14 protein-coding genes are annotated in these 15,201 nt (G+C 62.6%); all 14 read right to left on the bottom strand.

From position 1 onward, the window contains the following. Nucleotides 1–67: 67 nt before the first annotated feature. Nucleotides 68–658 (bottom strand): NUDIX domain-containing protein, encoded by a 591-nt coding sequence (locus AB4Y36_RS19615; RefSeq protein ID WP_069265270.1) that lies wholly within the window; start codon nucleotides 656–658, stop codon nucleotides 68–70. A gap of 126 nt (nucleotides 659–784) precedes the next feature. Next, a complete protein-coding gene (locus AB4Y36_RS19620) occupies nucleotides 785–1,087 on the bottom strand; it encodes a DUF2818 family protein (RefSeq protein ID WP_028205666.1) in 303 nt (100 codons plus the stop codon). Beyond that, entirely contained in the window at nucleotides 1,087–2,559 is a 1,473-nt protein-coding gene (gene nuoN, locus AB4Y36_RS19625; protein WP_069265271.1) for an NADH-quinone oxidoreductase subunit NuoN, read from the bottom strand. The genes AB4Y36_RS19620 and nuoN overlap by 1 nt, the downstream gene beginning before the upstream one ends. 25 nt (nucleotides 2,560–2,584) lie before the next feature. Next, complete coding sequence (locus AB4Y36_RS19630) at nucleotides 2,585–4,084, bottom strand: NADH-quinone oxidoreductase subunit M (protein WP_069265272.1); 1,500 nt, start codon at nucleotides 4,082–4,084, stop codon at nucleotides 2,585–2,587. A gap of 23 nt (nucleotides 4,085–4,107) precedes the next feature. Continuing rightward, complete coding sequence (nuoL, locus tag AB4Y36_RS19635; protein WP_069265273.1) at nucleotides 4,108–6,153, bottom strand: NADH-quinone oxidoreductase subunit L; 2,046 nt, start codon at nucleotides 6,151–6,153, stop codon at nucleotides 4,108–4,110. A 14-nt stretch (nucleotides 6,154–6,167) separates the two neighbouring features. Then, the gene (gene nuoK, locus AB4Y36_RS19640) at nucleotides 6,168–6,473 is read right to left on the bottom strand and encodes an NADH-quinone oxidoreductase subunit NuoK (RefSeq protein ID WP_006052894.1); all 306 of its coding nucleotides are present in this window, start codon (nucleotides 6,471–6,473) and stop codon (nucleotides 6,168–6,170) included. 17 nt (nucleotides 6,474–6,490) lie between these two features. Then, nucleotides 6,491–7,186, bottom strand: coding sequence for an NADH-quinone oxidoreductase subunit J (locus AB4Y36_RS19645; protein ID WP_069265274.1), 696 nt, complete (start codon nucleotides 7,184–7,186; stop codon nucleotides 6,491–6,493). A 175-nt stretch (nucleotides 7,187–7,361) separates the two neighbouring features. Beyond that, nucleotides 7,362–7,850: an NADH-quinone oxidoreductase subunit NuoI gene (nuoI, locus tag AB4Y36_RS19650; RefSeq protein ID WP_069265275.1), complete on the bottom strand. Its 489-nt coding sequence runs from the start codon at nucleotides 7,848–7,850 to the stop codon at nucleotides 7,362–7,364. Between the two features lie 15 nt (nucleotides 7,851–7,865). Then, nucleotides 7,866–8,930 carry an NADH-quinone oxidoreductase subunit NuoH gene (gene nuoH / locus AB4Y36_RS19655; RefSeq protein ID WP_042271744.1) on the bottom strand — a complete coding sequence of 355 codons (1,065 nt, stop codon included), beginning with the start codon at nucleotides 8,928–8,930 and terminating at the stop codon, nucleotides 7,866–7,868. Next, nucleotides 8,931–11,264 carry an NADH-quinone oxidoreductase subunit NuoG gene (nuoG, locus tag AB4Y36_RS19660; RefSeq protein ID WP_368683887.1) on the bottom strand — a complete coding sequence of 778 codons (2,334 nt, stop codon included), beginning with the start codon at nucleotides 11,262–11,264 and terminating at the stop codon, nucleotides 8,931–8,933. A 121-nt stretch (nucleotides 11,265–11,385) separates the two neighbouring features. Beyond that, nucleotides 11,386–12,714 carry an NADH-quinone oxidoreductase subunit NuoF gene (gene nuoF, locus AB4Y36_RS19665; protein WP_133182095.1) on the bottom strand — a complete coding sequence of 443 codons (1,329 nt, stop codon included), beginning with the start codon at nucleotides 12,712–12,714 and terminating at the stop codon, nucleotides 11,386–11,388. Then, on the bottom strand, nucleotides 12,711–13,196 hold the full coding sequence (nuoE, locus tag AB4Y36_RS19670) for an NADH-quinone oxidoreductase subunit NuoE (protein ID WP_069265279.1): 486 nt from the start codon (nucleotides 13,194–13,196) through the stop codon (nucleotides 12,711–12,713). The genes nuoF and nuoE overlap by 4 nt, the downstream gene beginning before the upstream one ends. Before the next feature lie 129 nt (nucleotides 13,197–13,325). Further along, entirely contained in the window at nucleotides 13,326–14,579 is a 1,254-nt protein-coding gene (locus AB4Y36_RS19675; RefSeq protein WP_133182092.1) for an NADH-quinone oxidoreductase subunit D, read from the bottom strand. 9 nt (nucleotides 14,580–14,588) lie between these two features. Then, entirely contained in the window at nucleotides 14,589–15,194 is a 606-nt protein-coding gene (locus AB4Y36_RS19680; protein WP_069265281.1) for an NADH-quinone oxidoreductase subunit C, read from the bottom strand. Between the last annotated feature and the right edge of the window lie 7 nt (nucleotides 15,195–15,201).

Below are 15,201 nucleotides of genomic sequence, written 5' to 3' on the forward strand. Positions count from 1 at the left end.
CGCGTAGAAGCGACAACGGCGGCCACAAGGGCCGCCGCTGCTCAGGAATTCGCTGCCGGGTAGCGTGTCAGCCCTGCTCAGCGTTCGCGAGCGGCCACGCGCCCGACAGCGCCTTTTCGAGCCAGAACGTGCCGATGATCGTCTTCACGTCGGTGATCTTGCCCGTGCGCACCCATTCGAGCAGTTCCGGAACCCTCGCCGTGAAGGTTTCGAGAAACTCGCCGTCGTCGAGTTGCGCCGCGCCCGCGGTCAGCCCGCGTGCGAGGTAAATGTCGATGAACTCGGTCGAGTACGAGATCACGGGATGGATCTGCGCGAGATAGACATACTCGCGCGCCGTATAGCCCGTCTCCTCCTTGAGCTCGCGGATCGCACAGGCGAGCGCGCCCTCCTGCGGATCGAGCTTGCCTGCCGGGAATTCGGTCATCACACGCGAGAGCGGATAGCGGTACTGGCGCTCCATCAGCACGCGGCCGTCGTCGAACAGCGGGATGACCATCACCGCGCCAGGATGCTGCACGAACTCGCGCGTCGCATGCTTGCCGTCCGGCAGCGCAACGGTGTCGCGCTTCAGGGTAAGAAAATTACCGGCGTAGAGCGTCGTGCTTTCCACGCACGTCTCGGCGAGCGCCGGGTCGTGTTGATGATGTTCAGCCATAGTCAGCCTCGTGGGTGCTCAGGAAAATCTGGAAGCCGCGCGCGCGCCGCTTGAAGTGAAACCGGCCAGACTGCGGCCGGACTGCGGGTCGCACCGCGCGTGCCGGCCGCGGGCCGGCCACGCGCGTCACGCCGGGCGGCGTTTGACGAGATATTGCCAGGTGAAGCCGGGAAACGCGAACACGACAAAAAGACTGAAGGTGATCGCGTAGAACTGCCAGCCCTGGTCAAAACGATTGCCGGCGCGCGCCTCCAGCAGGAAGCCGAACGTACCGACCACAAAGTACAACACGATCATTTCAGCGATGCGAATCCACGCACTCTTCTTCGGTGCGCGAAGCGGCACCACGCCGAACAATCGCTGGTTGAGGAACGGCAGGTTGGCGCCCGCGAGCGCCAACAGCACGATGAACCAGCCCGCTGCCGACATCAGAGCGGCAGCGTATGCGTGACAGCCTGCAGGCAGATCGACATCAGCGGGCCAGGAATGATGCCCAGCAAGAGCACCGCCACGCCGTTGAGCGTGAGCAGCCCGCGGTTCAATGCGTGGCTCTCGATCGGTGCTTCGTCCTGCGGTGCGTCGAAGTACATCAGCTTGACGATACGCAGGTAGTAGAACGCGCCGAACAGCGACGTAACCACGGCGAGCACGGCAAGCCACGTGAGGCCCGCGTTCATGGTCGCTTCGAGCACGGCGAGCTTCGCGTAGAAGCCGACGGTCGGCGGAATGCCGGCGAGCGAGAACATCATGAGCATCATCACGAACGCGAACACCGGGTTGCGCTGGTTCAGGCCCTTGAAGTCGTCGATCGTTTCCGCTTCGAAATCGCGGCGGGACAGCAGCATGACGATGCCGAACGCGCCGAGCGTCGTGATCAGATAGACGATGCTGTAGAACATGGCCGAGCTGTATGCGCTGGCCGCGCCCGTCGCCTTGTTGTCGACGATGCCGGCGAGCAGGCCGAGCAGCACGAAGCCCATGTTCGAGATGGCCGAGTACGCGAGCATGCGCTTGATGTTGCGCTGGACGATACCCGTGATGTTGCCGACGATCATCGAGAGTGCCGCGAGGATGATCAGCATCTCCTGCCAGTCCACTGCCAGCGGCAGCAGGCCCATCACCAGGAAGCGCACGGCCCAGGCGAATGCCGCGACCTTCGGGCCGCCGCCGGTCAGCAGCGTCATGGCCGTAGGCGCGCCTTGATAGACGTCGGGCACCCACATGTGGAACGGCACCGCACCCATCTTGAACGCCACGCCGGCGACGATGAACACCACGCCGAACAGCAGGACGATATCGTTGATGTGGCCCGAAGCCACGGCCTTGAACACTTCGTTCAGCTCGAGCGAGCCGGTCGCGCCGTACAGCATCGAGATGCCGTAGAGCAGGAAGCCCGAAGCGAGCGCACCCAGCACGTAGTACTTCATGGCCGCTTCGTTCGACTGTGCCGCGTTACGGCGCAGTGCGATGACCGCGTAGAGCGAGAGCGACATCAGCTCGAGGCCGAGGTACAGCGTGAGGAAGTTGTTGCCCGAGATCATCGTGAGCTGGCCGAGCAGCGAGAACAGGCCAAGCAGGAAGAACTCGCCCCGGAACATGTCGCGGTCTTCGAGGTACTTGCGCGAGTACACGATCGACACGGCGTAGCCGAGCGTGACCACCGCCTTCATGGCGCTCGCGAACGGATCGACCACGTACATGCGCGTGAAGTAGTAGTACACGTGCGGATCGAACGCGTCCACCGCGAACCAGATACCGGCTATGACCGTGGTCAGCAGCGCGATGAAGTAGGTCGTGCGCCGGCCTTCAGGTCCGGTGAACGTGTCGTTGAGCCACGCGACGACGAGGCCGGTCATCACCAGGCCGTCGGGCAGCAGAGCGTACATAGGGGCGTTTGGCATGATCTTTTGTTCCTCCGCTCGGGTATTACTGTGACAGCGGCAGTTTCGACACTGCGACGTGGGAGAGGAGGTTTTCCACGGAAACGTGCATCACATCGGTAAAGGGCTTCGGGTAGACGCCCATGAAAAGCGTAAACAGTGCGAGTACTCCGAGAATGAAGTATTCGCGACCGTTAATGTCCTTCAGCTCGCGAACATGGTCATTCGCAACGGCGCCGAAATACACCCGCTTGTACATCCACAACGTATAGGCCGCGCCCAGGATCAGCGTGAACGCCGCCCCGAATGCGATCCAGAAGTTGTACTTCACGGCCGCCAGAATCACCATGAATTCGCCGACGAATCCCGAGGTGCCCGGCAGACCGCAGTTGGCCATCGCGAACAGCATGACCAGCGCCGCGAACTTCGGCATGGTGTTGACCACACCGCCGTAATCCGCGATATCGCGTGTGTGCATGCGGTCATACAGCACGCCGATGCACAGGAACATGGCGCCCGAGACGAAACCGTGCGAGATCATCTGGATGATCCCGCCTTCCATCGCGAGCTGGCTCGATTCGCCGAACATAAAGAAGCCGAGCGTGACGAAGCCCATGTGGGCAATCGACGAGTACGCGACCAGCTTCTTCATGTCCGCCTGCACCATCGCTACGAGGCCGATGTAAATCACGGCGATCAGGGACAGCGTGATGATGACCGGCGCCAGGTAGTGGCTCGCGTCCGGCGTGACCGGCAGCGAGAAACGCAGGAAACCGTACGCCCCGAGCTTGAGCATGATCGCGGCCAGCACGACCGAGCCGCCCGTGGGCGCTTCGACGTGCGCGTCCGGCAACCACGTGTGGACCGGCCACATCGGCACCTTGACCGCGAACGCGAAGAAGAACGCGATGAACAGCAGGATTTGCGGCGTCATGGCGATCTTCGCGGCCTGCCAGGTGGCGAGGTCGAAGGTCCCGGTAATGCGGTACAGGTACAGCAACGCGACCAGCATGAGCAGCGAGCCGGCCAGCGTGTAAAGAAAGAACTTGAATGCTGCATACACGCGGTTCGGGCCGCCCCACACACCGATGATGATGTACATCGGAATGAGCGTGGCTTCGAAGAACACGTAGAACAGCAGACCGTCGGCGGCGCAGAAAACGCCGATCATGATGCCCGACAGGATGAGGAACGACGCGTAATACTGCGCGACGTTCTTCGTGATGACCTGCCAGCCCGCGATCACGACGATCACGGTGATGAGTGCCGTCAGCACGACGAACCACATCGCGATGCCGTCGACGCCCAGGTGATACGCAATATTGAACCGCTCGATCCAGACCGCCTTCTCCTCGAACTGCAGGGAAGCCGTGCTCGTATCGAAGCCCGCAACGAGCGGAAGGGTGACGAGGAAACTAAGCACCGAACCGATGAGTGCGAGCCAGCGGTCCGCACTCGGGTTCCGACGGGAACCCACTACAAGAACGATGATGCCGAATACGATCGGCATCCATATCGCAATACTGAGAATCGGAGTTGCGTGCATGCGTTTCCTCGCCTTATTTTGCCTTATTTGCCGCCGAGCGTTACAAACAGGGTAAGGAGGCCAAGCATGCCAATGATCATGGCAAATGCGTAGTGGTAGATATAGCCGGATTGCAGGAAACGAATGACAGTTGCAAACCAGCCGATAAACTTGGCGCTCCCGTTTACGACGCCGTCGATCACGACGACATCGCCCTCCTTCCACAGACCGCGACCGATCGCGACGGCTCCGCGAGCGAAGACAATTTCGTTGATCTTGTCGAGGTAATACGCGTTTGCCAGCAGCTTGTAGACCGGCGAGAAAGTGCGCGACACGACGGCCGGCAGTTCCGGGCGCTTCATGTAGAAGAACCACGCCACCACCACACCCGCGAGTGCGAGCCACACCGGCAGACCCGAGAACGCATGCGCGCCCATCGCGGCCCAGCCCTGGAATTCCTTGCCCATCTCCGCGAGCGCTTCGTGGTTCTCGCCAACGAAGATGACGTTCTGGAACGCCACGCCATGCGAGAAGAAGTCACCGAAGAGCAGCGGCTGGATCGCGAACGCACCGGCGATCACCGAGGGAATCGCGAGCAGAACGAGCGGCACCCAGATGACCCACGGCGACTCGTGCGGCACGTGCACGTGGTGTTCGTCGTGGCCATGATCGCCATGACCGTGGGCTGCTTCGATCGCCATCGGCGATTCCGGATGCTTCGGACCGCGGAAGCGCTCTTCACCGTGGAACACGAGGAAGTACATGCGGAACGAATAGAGCGCCGTGACGAACACGCTCGCGACCACCGCGAAGTACGCGAAGCCCGAACCCGGCAGGTGCGAGAGCTTCACGGCATCGATGATCGAATCCTTCGAGTAGAAGCCCGAGAAGAACGGCGTGCCGATCAGCGCGAGCGAACCGATGAGCGACGTGATCCACGTGATGGGCATGTACTTGCGCAGGCCGCCCATGTTGCGCATGTCCTGATCGTGGTGCATGCCGATGATGACCGAGCCCGCGCCGAGGAACAGCAGCGCCTTGAAGAACGCGTGGGTCATCAGGTGGAAGATCGCCACCGGATAAGCCGACACGCCGAGCGCCACCGTCATGTAGCCGAGCTGCGAGAGCGTGGAGTAAGCCACCACACGCTTGATGTCGTTCTGGACCACGCCGAGGAAGCCCATGAAGAGCGCGGTAATGGCGCCGATCACGACGATGAACGACAGTGCGGCTTCCGAGAGTTCGAACAGCGGCGACATGCGCGCGACCATGAAGATACCGGCCGTCACCATGGTTGCCGCGTGAATCAGCGCGGAGATCGGCGTCGGGCCTTCCATCGAGTCCGGGAGCCAGACGTGCAGCGGGAACTGCGCCGACTTACCCATCGCGCCGATGAAGAGGCAGATACACGCAACGGTGAGCAGGTTCCACGAGGTGCCCGGGAACGTCAGCGCGGCGATTTCATGACCCTTCGCGAAGATGTCGTTGTAGTTCAGCGAGCCGCCGAACGCGAGCAACAGGCCAATACCGAGCAGGAAGCCGAAGTCGCCCACGCGGTTCACGAGGAACGCCTTCATGTTCGCGTAGATCGCGCTTTCACGCTTGAAGTAGAAGCCGATCAGCAGGTACGAGACGAGACCCACTGCTTCCCAGCCGAAGAACAGCTGCAGGAAGTTGTTGCTCATCACGAGCATCAGCATCGAGAACGTGAAGAGCGCGATGTACGAGAAGAAGCGCTCGTAGCCCTCTTCTTCCGCCATGTAGCCGATCGTGTAGATGTGCACCATCAGCGACACGAAGGTCACGACGACCATCATGAGCGCAGTCAGCGAGTCGATGAGGAAGCCGACTTCGAACTTCAGGCTGCCAACCGACATCCATTCGTAGACCGTCGCGTTGAAGCTCGCGCCGCCCATCACGTCGAAGAGCGTGATGCACGACAGCACGAACGCAATCGCGACGCCGAGAATGGTCACCGTATGCGCGCCCGCGCGCCCGATCGTTTTGCCAAAGAGACCGGCAATCAGGGAACCGGCGAGAGGAGCCAGCGGGATCGCCAGCAGAAGAGTTTCGTTGAGAGTCGTTGCCATAAAGTCAGCCTGCCTTAGCCTTTGAGCTGATCGAGATCCTCGACATTGATCGTGTCGAGGCTGCGGAACAGGGTCACAAGAATAGCCAGACCAATTGCAGCTTCCGCCGCCGCAACTGTAAGCACGAAGAACACGAAAATCTGTCCGTGAACGTCACCGAGGTAATGCGAGAACGCGACAAAGTTCGTGTTCACCGCTAACAGCATCAGCTCAATCGCCATCAGGATGATGATGACGTTGCGCCGATTCAAAAAGATTCCGACGATCGAGATCGCAAAAAGGATCGCGCCGAGGACGAGGTAATGGGCCAGTGTCAGCATGGTTCGCTCCTTCGCGCTTAGCTCTTCGTTGCCGGTGCGGCCGGCGCGGCGCCCGCCGCGGGCGCAGCCCCGGCTTCGGCTTGCGCCGGTTCCGCGGGCTCCGGCACTTCCACGACGGCCTGCATCTTCACGAGGCGCACGCGGTCCTGACGACGCACGTTGACCTGCTTCGATACGTCCTGACGCTTCGAGTCCTTCGGCTCGCGCACCGTGAGCGCGATGGCCGCGACGATCGCCACCAGCAGCACGAGGCCGGCGACTTCGAAGGCGAAGATGTAGTCGGTGTAGATGATTTTGCCGATCAGGTGTGCGTTCGAGATCGCGGCGGCGGCAGCCGGCGTGGTATCGGGCACCGGCGCGCTCGTCGCGCCGAAGCCGTGCCACAGGATCAGCGCGGTTTCGACCACGATGATCGCGCCCACGATGGTCGCCACCGGGATGAAGCGCTTGAAGTCGCGGCTCAGCACGTCGATGTTGATGTCCAGCATCATCACCACGAACAGGAACAGCACCATCACCGCGCCCACGTAGACGAGCACCAGCAGGATCGCGAGGAATTCGGCCTCGAGCAGCATCCAGATCGCGGCCGCGTTGAAGAACGCGAGCACGAGGAAGAGCGCAGACGCGACAGGATTGCGCGAAGTGATCACCTTCAGCCCTGACAGCGTGAGCAGCAGCGCGAAGATGTAGAACAGGACGGTCGTGAATTCCATGATTACTGGTTCATCGTTGAGGCCTTCGTGAAGCGGATTGCGCGGCGCAGACTGGCGGCCAGACCAGTGAGCGTCGCGCCGCGGCGGTCAGGCTGCGGTATCGCGCGGGCGTTCGGCACACGCGTTCCCCACAGCCGGCCCGAACCGCGGGCCGATGCAGCGTCAAACTGAAAGATCAACGGTACGGTGCATCCGCTGCCTTGTTCGCCGCGATCTGCGCTTCATAGCGATCGCCAACGGCCAGCAGCATATCCTTCGTGAAATAGAGATCGCCGCGCTTCTCGCCGTGATACTCGAGAATGTGCGTTTCGACGATCGAGTCGACCGGGCAGCTCTCTTCGCAGAAACCGCAGAAGATGCACTTGGTCAGATCGATGTCGTAACGCGTCGTGCGGCGCGTGTTGTCCTCGCGCACTTCCGATTCGATCGTGATCGCGAGCGCGGGGCACACGGCCTCGCACAGCTTGCACGCGATGCAGCGCTCTTCGCCATTTTCATAGCGGCGCAGCGCGTGCAAACCCCGAAAACGCGGCGAGATAGGCGTCTTTTCTTCCGGGAACTGCACGGTGAACTTGCGCTTGAAGGTGTAACGACCCGTCAGCGCGAGCCCCTTGAGCAGCTCGGTCAGGAAAAACGTCTTGAAGAAGTTTTGGATAGCGTTCATGGTTGTGTTCGCCCCTTATTTCCAGATGCTCAACGGCGACATGTACCAGAAGCCGACCACGATCAGCCACACGATGCACACCGGAATGAACACCTTCCAGCCGAGACGCATGATCTGGTCATAGCGATAGCGCGGGAACGTCGCGCGGGCCCAGATGAAGACCGACAGCAGGCAGAAGACCTTCAGCACCAGCCAGAACACGCCCGGGATGAAGTCGAGGAATGCGAACGGGGCGCTCCAGCCGCCGAGGAACAGCACCGAGGCGAGCGCCGAGATCACGATCATGTTGATGTACTCGGCGAGGAAGAACAGCGCGAACGCCATACCCGAGTAATCGATCATGTGACCCGCGACGATTTCCGACTCCCCTTCCACCACGTCGAACGGGTGACGGTTCGTTTCGGCAATGCCCGAGATGAAGTAGACGACGAACATCGGCAGCAGCGGCAGCCAGTTCCACGAGAGGAACGTAATGCCCCAGTTTGCGAACATGCCGCGCATCTGGCCTTCGACGATCACCGAGAGGTTCAGGCTGCCCGACACCATCAGCACGACGACGAGCGCGAAGCCCATCGAAATCTCGTATGAAACCATCTGCGCCGCGGCGCGCATGGCGCCGAGGAACGCGTACTTCGAGTTCGACGCCCAGCCCGCCAGAATCACGCCGTACACGCCGATCGACGAGATCGCCATCGCGTAGAGCAGGCCCGCGTTGATGTCGCCGAGCACCGCGCCCGCCTGGAACGGAATCACCGCCCAGACCGCGAAGGCCGGCACCACCACCATGATCGGCGCGACCATGTAGATCCAGCGGCTTGCCTGCGCAGGCTGAATCACTTCCTTGAGCAGCAGCTTCAGCACGTCGGCGATCGGCTGCAAGAGACCTGCCGGGCCCACGCGGTTCGGGCCGAGACGCACGTGCATCCAGCCGATCAGCTTGCGCTCCCAGAGGATCAGGTACGCCACGCACAGCAGGATCACCACCGCGACGACGAGAATGCGCACCAGCGCCCAGACGGTGGGCCATGCCACGCCGAGCAGCTGGCTGCCGCCTGCATTGATCGTATCGAACAAGCTCATTTACGCCTTCTCCACCAGCAGTTCACCGAACAGGCTGCCGAGTTGCGCACCGGCCGGCGTCGCCGCCGACACACGCACGACTGTCGGCGCAAGATTCGCATCGCGCGTTGCAGGCGCCGTCACCGACAGCTCGCCCTGGCGCACGCGCACGGCGTCGCCTTCCTTCAGGCCGAGCTGGTCGAAGTATGCCGCCGGCAGGCCGATCGCGTTCGCCACGCGGGCAGCCATGGTGAGCTGCAGCGCTTCGCCGCGGCGCACGATTTGATCGGCGTGGTAGATCGGCACGTCGGCGATACGCTCGAAGCGGCCTTCCGCGGCCTTCGCGAGGCTGCCGCGTGCAATCGTGGCGCCGGCCTTGTTCGACAGACGGCCTTCGAAGCTGCCGTCGCCCATCGCCTTGCGGCGCACTTCTTCGGCGGTGTCGTATTCGAAACCCTTGGCGCCCAGCAGCGTGCCGAGCACGCGCAGGACCTTCCATGCCGGACGCGTGTCGCCGAGCGGGCGCACGACGCCGTTGAAGGTCTGCGACGTCCCTTCTGCGTTGATGAAGGTGCCCGACGTTTCCGTGTACGGCGCGATGGGCAGCAGTACGTCCGCGTAGTCGAGGCCCGTCTTGTACGGCGAGAACACGGCGACCATTTCGGCCTGCGCAAGCGCGGCGCGCGCGGCGGCCGGGTTGGCCGTATCGAATTCCGGCTCGACGTTCAGGAGCAGATAGCCCTTGCGCGGCTGCTCGAACGCTTCGCGTGCGTTCAGGCCGTCGCGGCCCGGCAGTGCGCCGGCGATATGCGCGCCGACCGTGTTGGCCGCTTCCGTGAGGAAGCCAAGCGTCGCGCCCGTCGTTTCGGCGATGAACTGCGCGGCGGCGTGCAGGCGCGAGAATTCCGGATGCTGGACCGCGGCGTTGCCGAGCAGCACGTAGCGGCGCTCGCCGTTCGCAAGCGACGCGGCAACCTGCTTCGCGGCTTGCGTGGCCTGTGCGCCCGCGAAACCTTCCGGCACCGCAACGCCCTTCGCTTCGGCGACAGCCGCTGCGATCGAAGCGAGTTCGTCCAGCCATGCCGAGGGCGCGGCGACGATGCGCTGCGCGTTCGGGATCAGCGAGCCGTCAGCGCTGGCCTGCAGGAAGCTGACCTGTGCACCGCCCTTCGCTGCCTGGCGCAGACGCGCTGCGAACAGCGCGTGGTCGCGGCGCAGGAACGAACCGATCACGAATGCCGAGTCGGCATACGAGAGTTCGGCGATCTTCGTGCCGAGCCACGGCGCGCCTTCGAGCGGCGCCGAGAAGTCGCTCTGGCGCAGACGGAAGTCGACGTTCGGCGTGCCGATCGCGTCCGCGAACTGCTTCGCGAGATAGAGTTCTTCGAGGGTGCTGTGTGGGCTCGCGAGCAGCGCGAGCTGGTTCTCGCCATGCTCGTCGCAAATGCCCTTGATGCCCTTCACGACGTATTCGAGCGCGGTCTGCCAGTCGGTCTCGATCCACTCGCCGCCCTGCTTGATCATCGGGCGCGTGAGGCGGTCTTCGCTGTTCAGGCCTTCGTACGAGAAGCGGTCCTTGTCCGAGATCCAGCATTCGTTGATGGATTCGTTCTCGAACGGCAGCACGCGCATCACGCGGTTGTTCTTCACCTGCACGACGAGGTTCGCACCCGTTGCGTCGTGCGGGCTCACCGACTTGCGGCGCGACAGTTCCCACGTCCGCGCCGAGAAGCGGAACGGCTTGCTCGTGAGCGCGCCGACCGGGCACAGGTCGATCATGTTGCCCGAGAGTTCCGAGTCGACCGTCTTGCCGACGAACGAGGTGATTTCCGAATGCTCGCCGCGGCCGAGCATGCCGAGCTCCATCACGCCGGCGATTTCGTCGCCGAAGCGCACGCAGCGCGTGCAGTGGATGCAGCGCGACATCTCTTCCATCGAGATGAGCGGACCGACGTTCTTGTGGAACACCACGCGCTTTTCTTCGCTGTAGCGCGAGGCGGACTTGCCGTAACCGACGGCCAGATCCTGAAGCTGGCATTCGCCGCCCTGATCGCAGATCGGGCAGTCGAGCGGGTGGTTGATCAGCAGGAATTCCATCACGGCTTGCTGACCCTGCACGGCCTTGTCCGACATGGTGCGCACGACCATGCCTTGCGACACCGGCGTCGCGCATGCGGGCACGGCCTTCGGCATCTTCTCGACATCGACGAGACACATCCGGCAGTTGGCCGCGATGGAGAGCTTCTTGTGATAGCAGAAGTGCGGGATGTACGTGTCCACGCGCTGAGCAGCCTGGATCACCATGCTGCCCTCGGGCACCTGCACCTTCTTGCCGTCTATTTCAAGTTCAACCATGATGGTTAATCGTCCCTAACCTGTTACCGCTCAATTTCACAGCGGCATTCCCCGTCACTGCGCCGTTGCGTCGTTGCGTCGTGCTACGCGGTTCGCGCACAACATGCTGTCTCTTCGCCTGTCAGGCGGCCACCGTCTCCGAGGCCGCGTGCGAGCCGGCATGACCGCCGACCAGACAACGCTTGTTGTGCACGTGATATTCGAATTCGTCCCAGTAATGCTTGAGCATGCCGCGCACCGGCATGGCCGCCGCGTCGCCGAGCGCGCAGATCGTGCGGCCCATGATGTTGCCCGCCACCGAGTTCAGCAGATCCAGGTCTTCCTGGCGGCCTTCGCCGTGCTCGATACGGTTCACCACGCGATACAGCCAGCCCGTGCCTTCGCGGCACGGCGTGCACTGGCCGCACGACTCTTCGTAATAGAAGTACGAGAGGCGCAGCAGCGAGCGCACCATGCAGCGCGTTTCGTCCATGACGATGACGGCGCCCGAGCCGAGCATCGAGCCCTGCTTGGCGATGGAGTCATAGTCCATGTCCGTCTGCATCATCAGGTCGCCCGGAATGACCGGCGCCGACGAGCCGCCCGGAATCACGGCCTTCAGCTTCTTGCCGCCGCGCACGCCGCCGGCCAGTTCCATGAGCTTCGCGAACGGGGTGCCGAGCGGGATCTCGTAGTTGCCCGGACGCTCCACGTCGCCCGAGATCGAGAAGATCTTCGTGCCGCCGTTGTTCGGCTTGCCGAGTTCCATGTACGTCTGCGGACCGACGGTCAACAGGAACGGGACGGCTGCGAAGGTCTCGGTGTTGTTGATCGTGGTCGGCTTGCCGTACACGCCGAAGCTCGCCGGGAACGGCGGCTTGAAGCGCGGCTGGCCCTTCTTGCCTTCGAGCGACTCGAGCAGCGCGGTTTCCTCGCCGCAGATGTACGCGCCATAGCCATGGTGCGCGTGCAGCTGGAACGAGAAGTCCGTGCCGAGAATGTTGTCGCCGAGGTAGCCCGCCTGGCGCGCTTCTTCCAGCGCAGCCTCGAAGCGGCGATACACCTCGAAAATCTCGCCATGGATGTAGTTGTAGCCGACGGTGATGCCCATCGCGTACGCGCCGATGGCCATGCCTTCGATCACGCTATGCGGATTCCAGCGCAGGATGTCGCGGTCCTTGAACGTGCCAGGCTCGCCCTCGTCCGAGTTGCAGACGAGATACTTCTGCCCCGGGAACTGACGCGGCATGAAGCTCCATTTCAGGCCGGTCGGGAAGCCCGCGCCGCCGCGGCCGCGCAGACCGCTCGCCTTCACGTCGGCGATCACCTGCTCGGGCGGAATCTTTTCTTCGAGAATACGGCGCAGCTGCTTGTAGCCGCCGCGCGCGACGTAGTCTTCGAGATGCCAGTTCTCGCCGTTGAGGCCCGCGAGAATCAGCGGTTTGATGTGACGGTCGTGCAACGAAGTCATTTCGAAAGCTCCTCGAGCAGCTGGTCGATCTTCTCGCGGCTCATGAAGCTGCACATGCGGTGATTGTTCACGAGCATCACCGGTGCATCGCCGCACGCGCCCATGCATTCACCTTCTTTCAAGGTGAACTTGCCGTCGGGCGTGGTTTCGCCGAAGTCGATTCCGAGCTTCTGCTTCAGGTATTCGGCGGCGCTCTCCGAGCCGCCTTCCGGGCCGAGCTGGCACGGCAGATTCGTGCAGAGCGTGATCTTGTGCTTGCCGACCGGCGTGGTCTCGAACATCGTGTAGAACGTGGCCACTTCCTGGACCGCGACAGGCGGCATGCCGATGTAGTCGGCCACGAACTGCATGATTTCGGGAGACAGCCAGCCATGCTCTTCTTGAGCAACGGCCAAAGCCGCCATCACGGCGGACTGTCGTTGATCGGCGGGGTACTTCGTCAACGCGCGATCGATTTCTTTCAGGCCTTCAGCTGAGATCATTTTCAGACACGACTCTTTCAATTCCTACCGAACGAAAACCTGCCGCGCGTTCTCATACATTCGCTGCGGCAGACGTGGCGTTCCATGCTGCGTGCGCCCGGGACCGGGCGTACCTTACTGCGCGCCGCCCTAGCGGTCGATTTCACCGAACACGATGTCCTGCGTGCCGATGATCGTGACCGCGTCGGCAATCATGTGGCCGCGCGCCATTTCATCGAGCGCGGACAGGTGGGCATAGCCCGGCGCACGGATCTTCAGACGATACGGCTTGTTCGCGCCATCTGACACCAGGTAGATGCCGAATTCACCCTTCGGATGTTCGACGGCAGCGTACGCCTCGCCTTCGGGCACGTGGAAGCCTTCCGTGAAGAGCTTGAAGTGGTGAATCAGCTCTTCCATGTTCGACTTCATGTTCACTCGCGAGGGCGGCGCAACCTTGTGATTGTCGATCATCACGGGGCCGGGATTCTTGCGCAGCCACTCAATGCACTGTTTCGCAATGCGGGTGGACTGACGCATTTCCTCGACGCGCACGAGATAGCGGTCGTAGCAGTCGCCGTTCACGCCCACCGGAATGTCGAAGTCCATCTGGTCGTAGACTTCGTACGGCTGCTTCTTGCGCAGATCCCATTCGATGCCCGAACCGCGCAGCATCGCGCCCGTGAGACCAAGCTGCATGGCGCGCTCGGGGCTCACCACGCCGATGCCGACCAGACGCTGCTTCCAGATACGGTTGTCGGTGAGGAGCGTTTCGTACTCGTCGACGCAACCGGGGAAGCGCGTGAAGAAGTCGTCGATGAAGTCCAGCACCGAGCCCTGGCGCGCCTCGTTCATGCGGGCGAGCGCCTTCTCGTTGTGGATCTTCGACGCCTTGTATTGCGGCATTGCGTCAGGCAGATCGCGATACACGCCGCCCGGACGGTAGTAAGCCGCGTGCATGCGCGCACCCGAGACCGCCTCGTAGACGTCCATCAGGTCTTCGCGCTCGCGGAACGCGTAGAGGAACACCGCCATCGCGCCGACGTCGAGCGCGTGCGAGCCGATCCACATGAGGTGGTTCAGCACGCGCGTGACTTCGTCGAACAGCACGCGGATGTACTTCGCGCGGATCGGCACTTCAATGCCGAGCAGCTTTTCGATGGCGAGCACATAGCCGTGCTCGTTGACCATCATCGACACGTAGTCGAGACGGTCCATGTACGGCACCGACTGAATGAACGTCTTGCTCTCGGCGAGTTTTTCGGTCGCGCGATGCAGCAGGCCGATGTGCGGATCGGCGCGCTGGATCACTTCGCCGTCGAGCTCGAGCACGAGGCGCAGCACACCGTGCGCTGCCGGGTGCTGCGGGCCGAAGTTGAGCGTGTAGTTCTTGATCTCTGACATGCGACCCTCTTAGTGTTTCTTCAGACCGCCGTAGCGATCTTCGCGGATCACACGCGGCGTGATCTCGCGCGGCTCGATCGTGACGGGCTGGTAGACCACGCGCTTCTGCTCCGGGTCGTAACGCATTTCGACATAGCCCGAAACCGGGAAGTCCTTGCGGAACGGATGGCCGATGAAACCGTAGTCGGTCAGGATGCGGCGCAGGTCGGGGTGGCCTTCGAAGACGATGCCGAACAGGTCGAACGCCTCGCGCTCGTACCAGTTGGCCGAATTCCAGATCTCGACGAGCGAGGGCACGATAGGCACTTCGTCGTCCGGCGCGAACACGCGCAGACGCACGCGCCAGTTGTTCGCGAGCGACAGCAGATGCGACACCGCGGCGAAGCGCGGGCCTTCCCAGGCGCCGTCGCCGAAGGTCTGGTAGTCGACACCGCACAGGTCGACCAGTTGCTCGAAGCGCAGCGAGGGATTGTCGCGCAGCTCCTTGGCCACCGCGAGGGACTCGCCCGCCTTGACGACCAGCGTCAGCTCGCCGAGCGCCTCGGTGAGGCTGACGATGCGCGCGCCGAGGGCCGCTTCGAGGTTCGCTTTCAGGGTCTCGAGTTTGCTTGCCATATTGTGG

The organism is Paraburkholderia sp. BR10936, from assembly GCF_040965735.1.
Taxonomy (GTDB): domain Bacteria; phylum Pseudomonadota; class Gammaproteobacteria; order Burkholderiales; family Burkholderiaceae; genus Paraburkholderia; species Paraburkholderia nodosa_A.

Excerpts from the sequence above, each read along its gene's own strand:
- nuoI (WP_069265275.1), bottom strand. The coding sequence starts at position 7,850 with ATGAACGCTATCCAAAACTTCTTCAAGACGTTTTTCCTGACCGAGCTG.
- AB4Y36_RS19615 (WP_069265270.1), bottom strand. The coding sequence starts at position 658 with ATGGCTGAACATCATCAACACGACCCGGCGCTCGCCGAGACGTGCGTG.
- nuoL (WP_069265273.1), bottom strand. The coding sequence starts at position 6,153 with ATGGCAACGACTCTCAACGAAACTCTTCTGCTGGCGATCCCGCTGGCT.
- nuoH (WP_042271744.1), bottom strand. The coding sequence starts at position 8,930 with ATGAGCTTGTTCGATACGATCAATGCAGGCGGCAGCCAGCTGCTCGGC.
- AB4Y36_RS19680 (WP_069265281.1), bottom strand. The coding sequence starts at position 15,194 with ATGGCAAGCAAACTCGAGACCCTGAAAGCGAACCTCGAAGCGGCCCTC.
- nuoF (WP_133182095.1), bottom strand. The coding sequence starts at position 12,714 with ATGACTTCGTTGCACGACCGTCACATCAAACCGCTGATTCTCGCGGGC.
- nuoE (WP_069265279.1), bottom strand. The coding sequence starts at position 13,196 with ATGATCTCAGCTGAAGGCCTGAAAGAAATCGATCGCGCGTTGACGAAG.
- AB4Y36_RS19630 (WP_069265272.1), bottom strand. The coding sequence starts at position 4,084 with ATGCACGCAACTCCGATTCTCAGTATTGCGATATGGATGCCGATCGTA.
- AB4Y36_RS19620 (WP_028205666.1), bottom strand. The coding sequence starts at position 1,087 with ATGTCGGCAGCGGGCTGGTTCATCGTGCTGTTGGCGCTCGCGGGCGCC.
- nuoK (WP_006052894.1), bottom strand. The coding sequence starts at position 6,473 with ATGCTGACACTGGCCCATTACCTCGTCCTCGGCGCGATCCTTTTTGCG.
- AB4Y36_RS19675 (WP_133182092.1), bottom strand. The coding sequence starts at position 14,579 with ATGTCAGAGATCAAGAACTACACGCTCAACTTCGGCCCGCAGCACCCG.
- AB4Y36_RS19645 (WP_069265274.1), bottom strand. The coding sequence starts at position 7,186 with ATGGAATTCACGACCGTCCTGTTCTACATCTTCGCGCTGCTGCTCACG.
- nuoN (WP_069265271.1), bottom strand. The coding sequence starts at position 2,559 with ATGCCAAACGCCCCTATGTACGCTCTGCTGCCCGACGGCCTGGTGATG.
- nuoG (WP_368683887.1), bottom strand. The coding sequence starts at position 11,264 with ATGGTTGAACTTGAAATAGACGGCAAGAAGGTGCAGGTGCCCGAGGGC.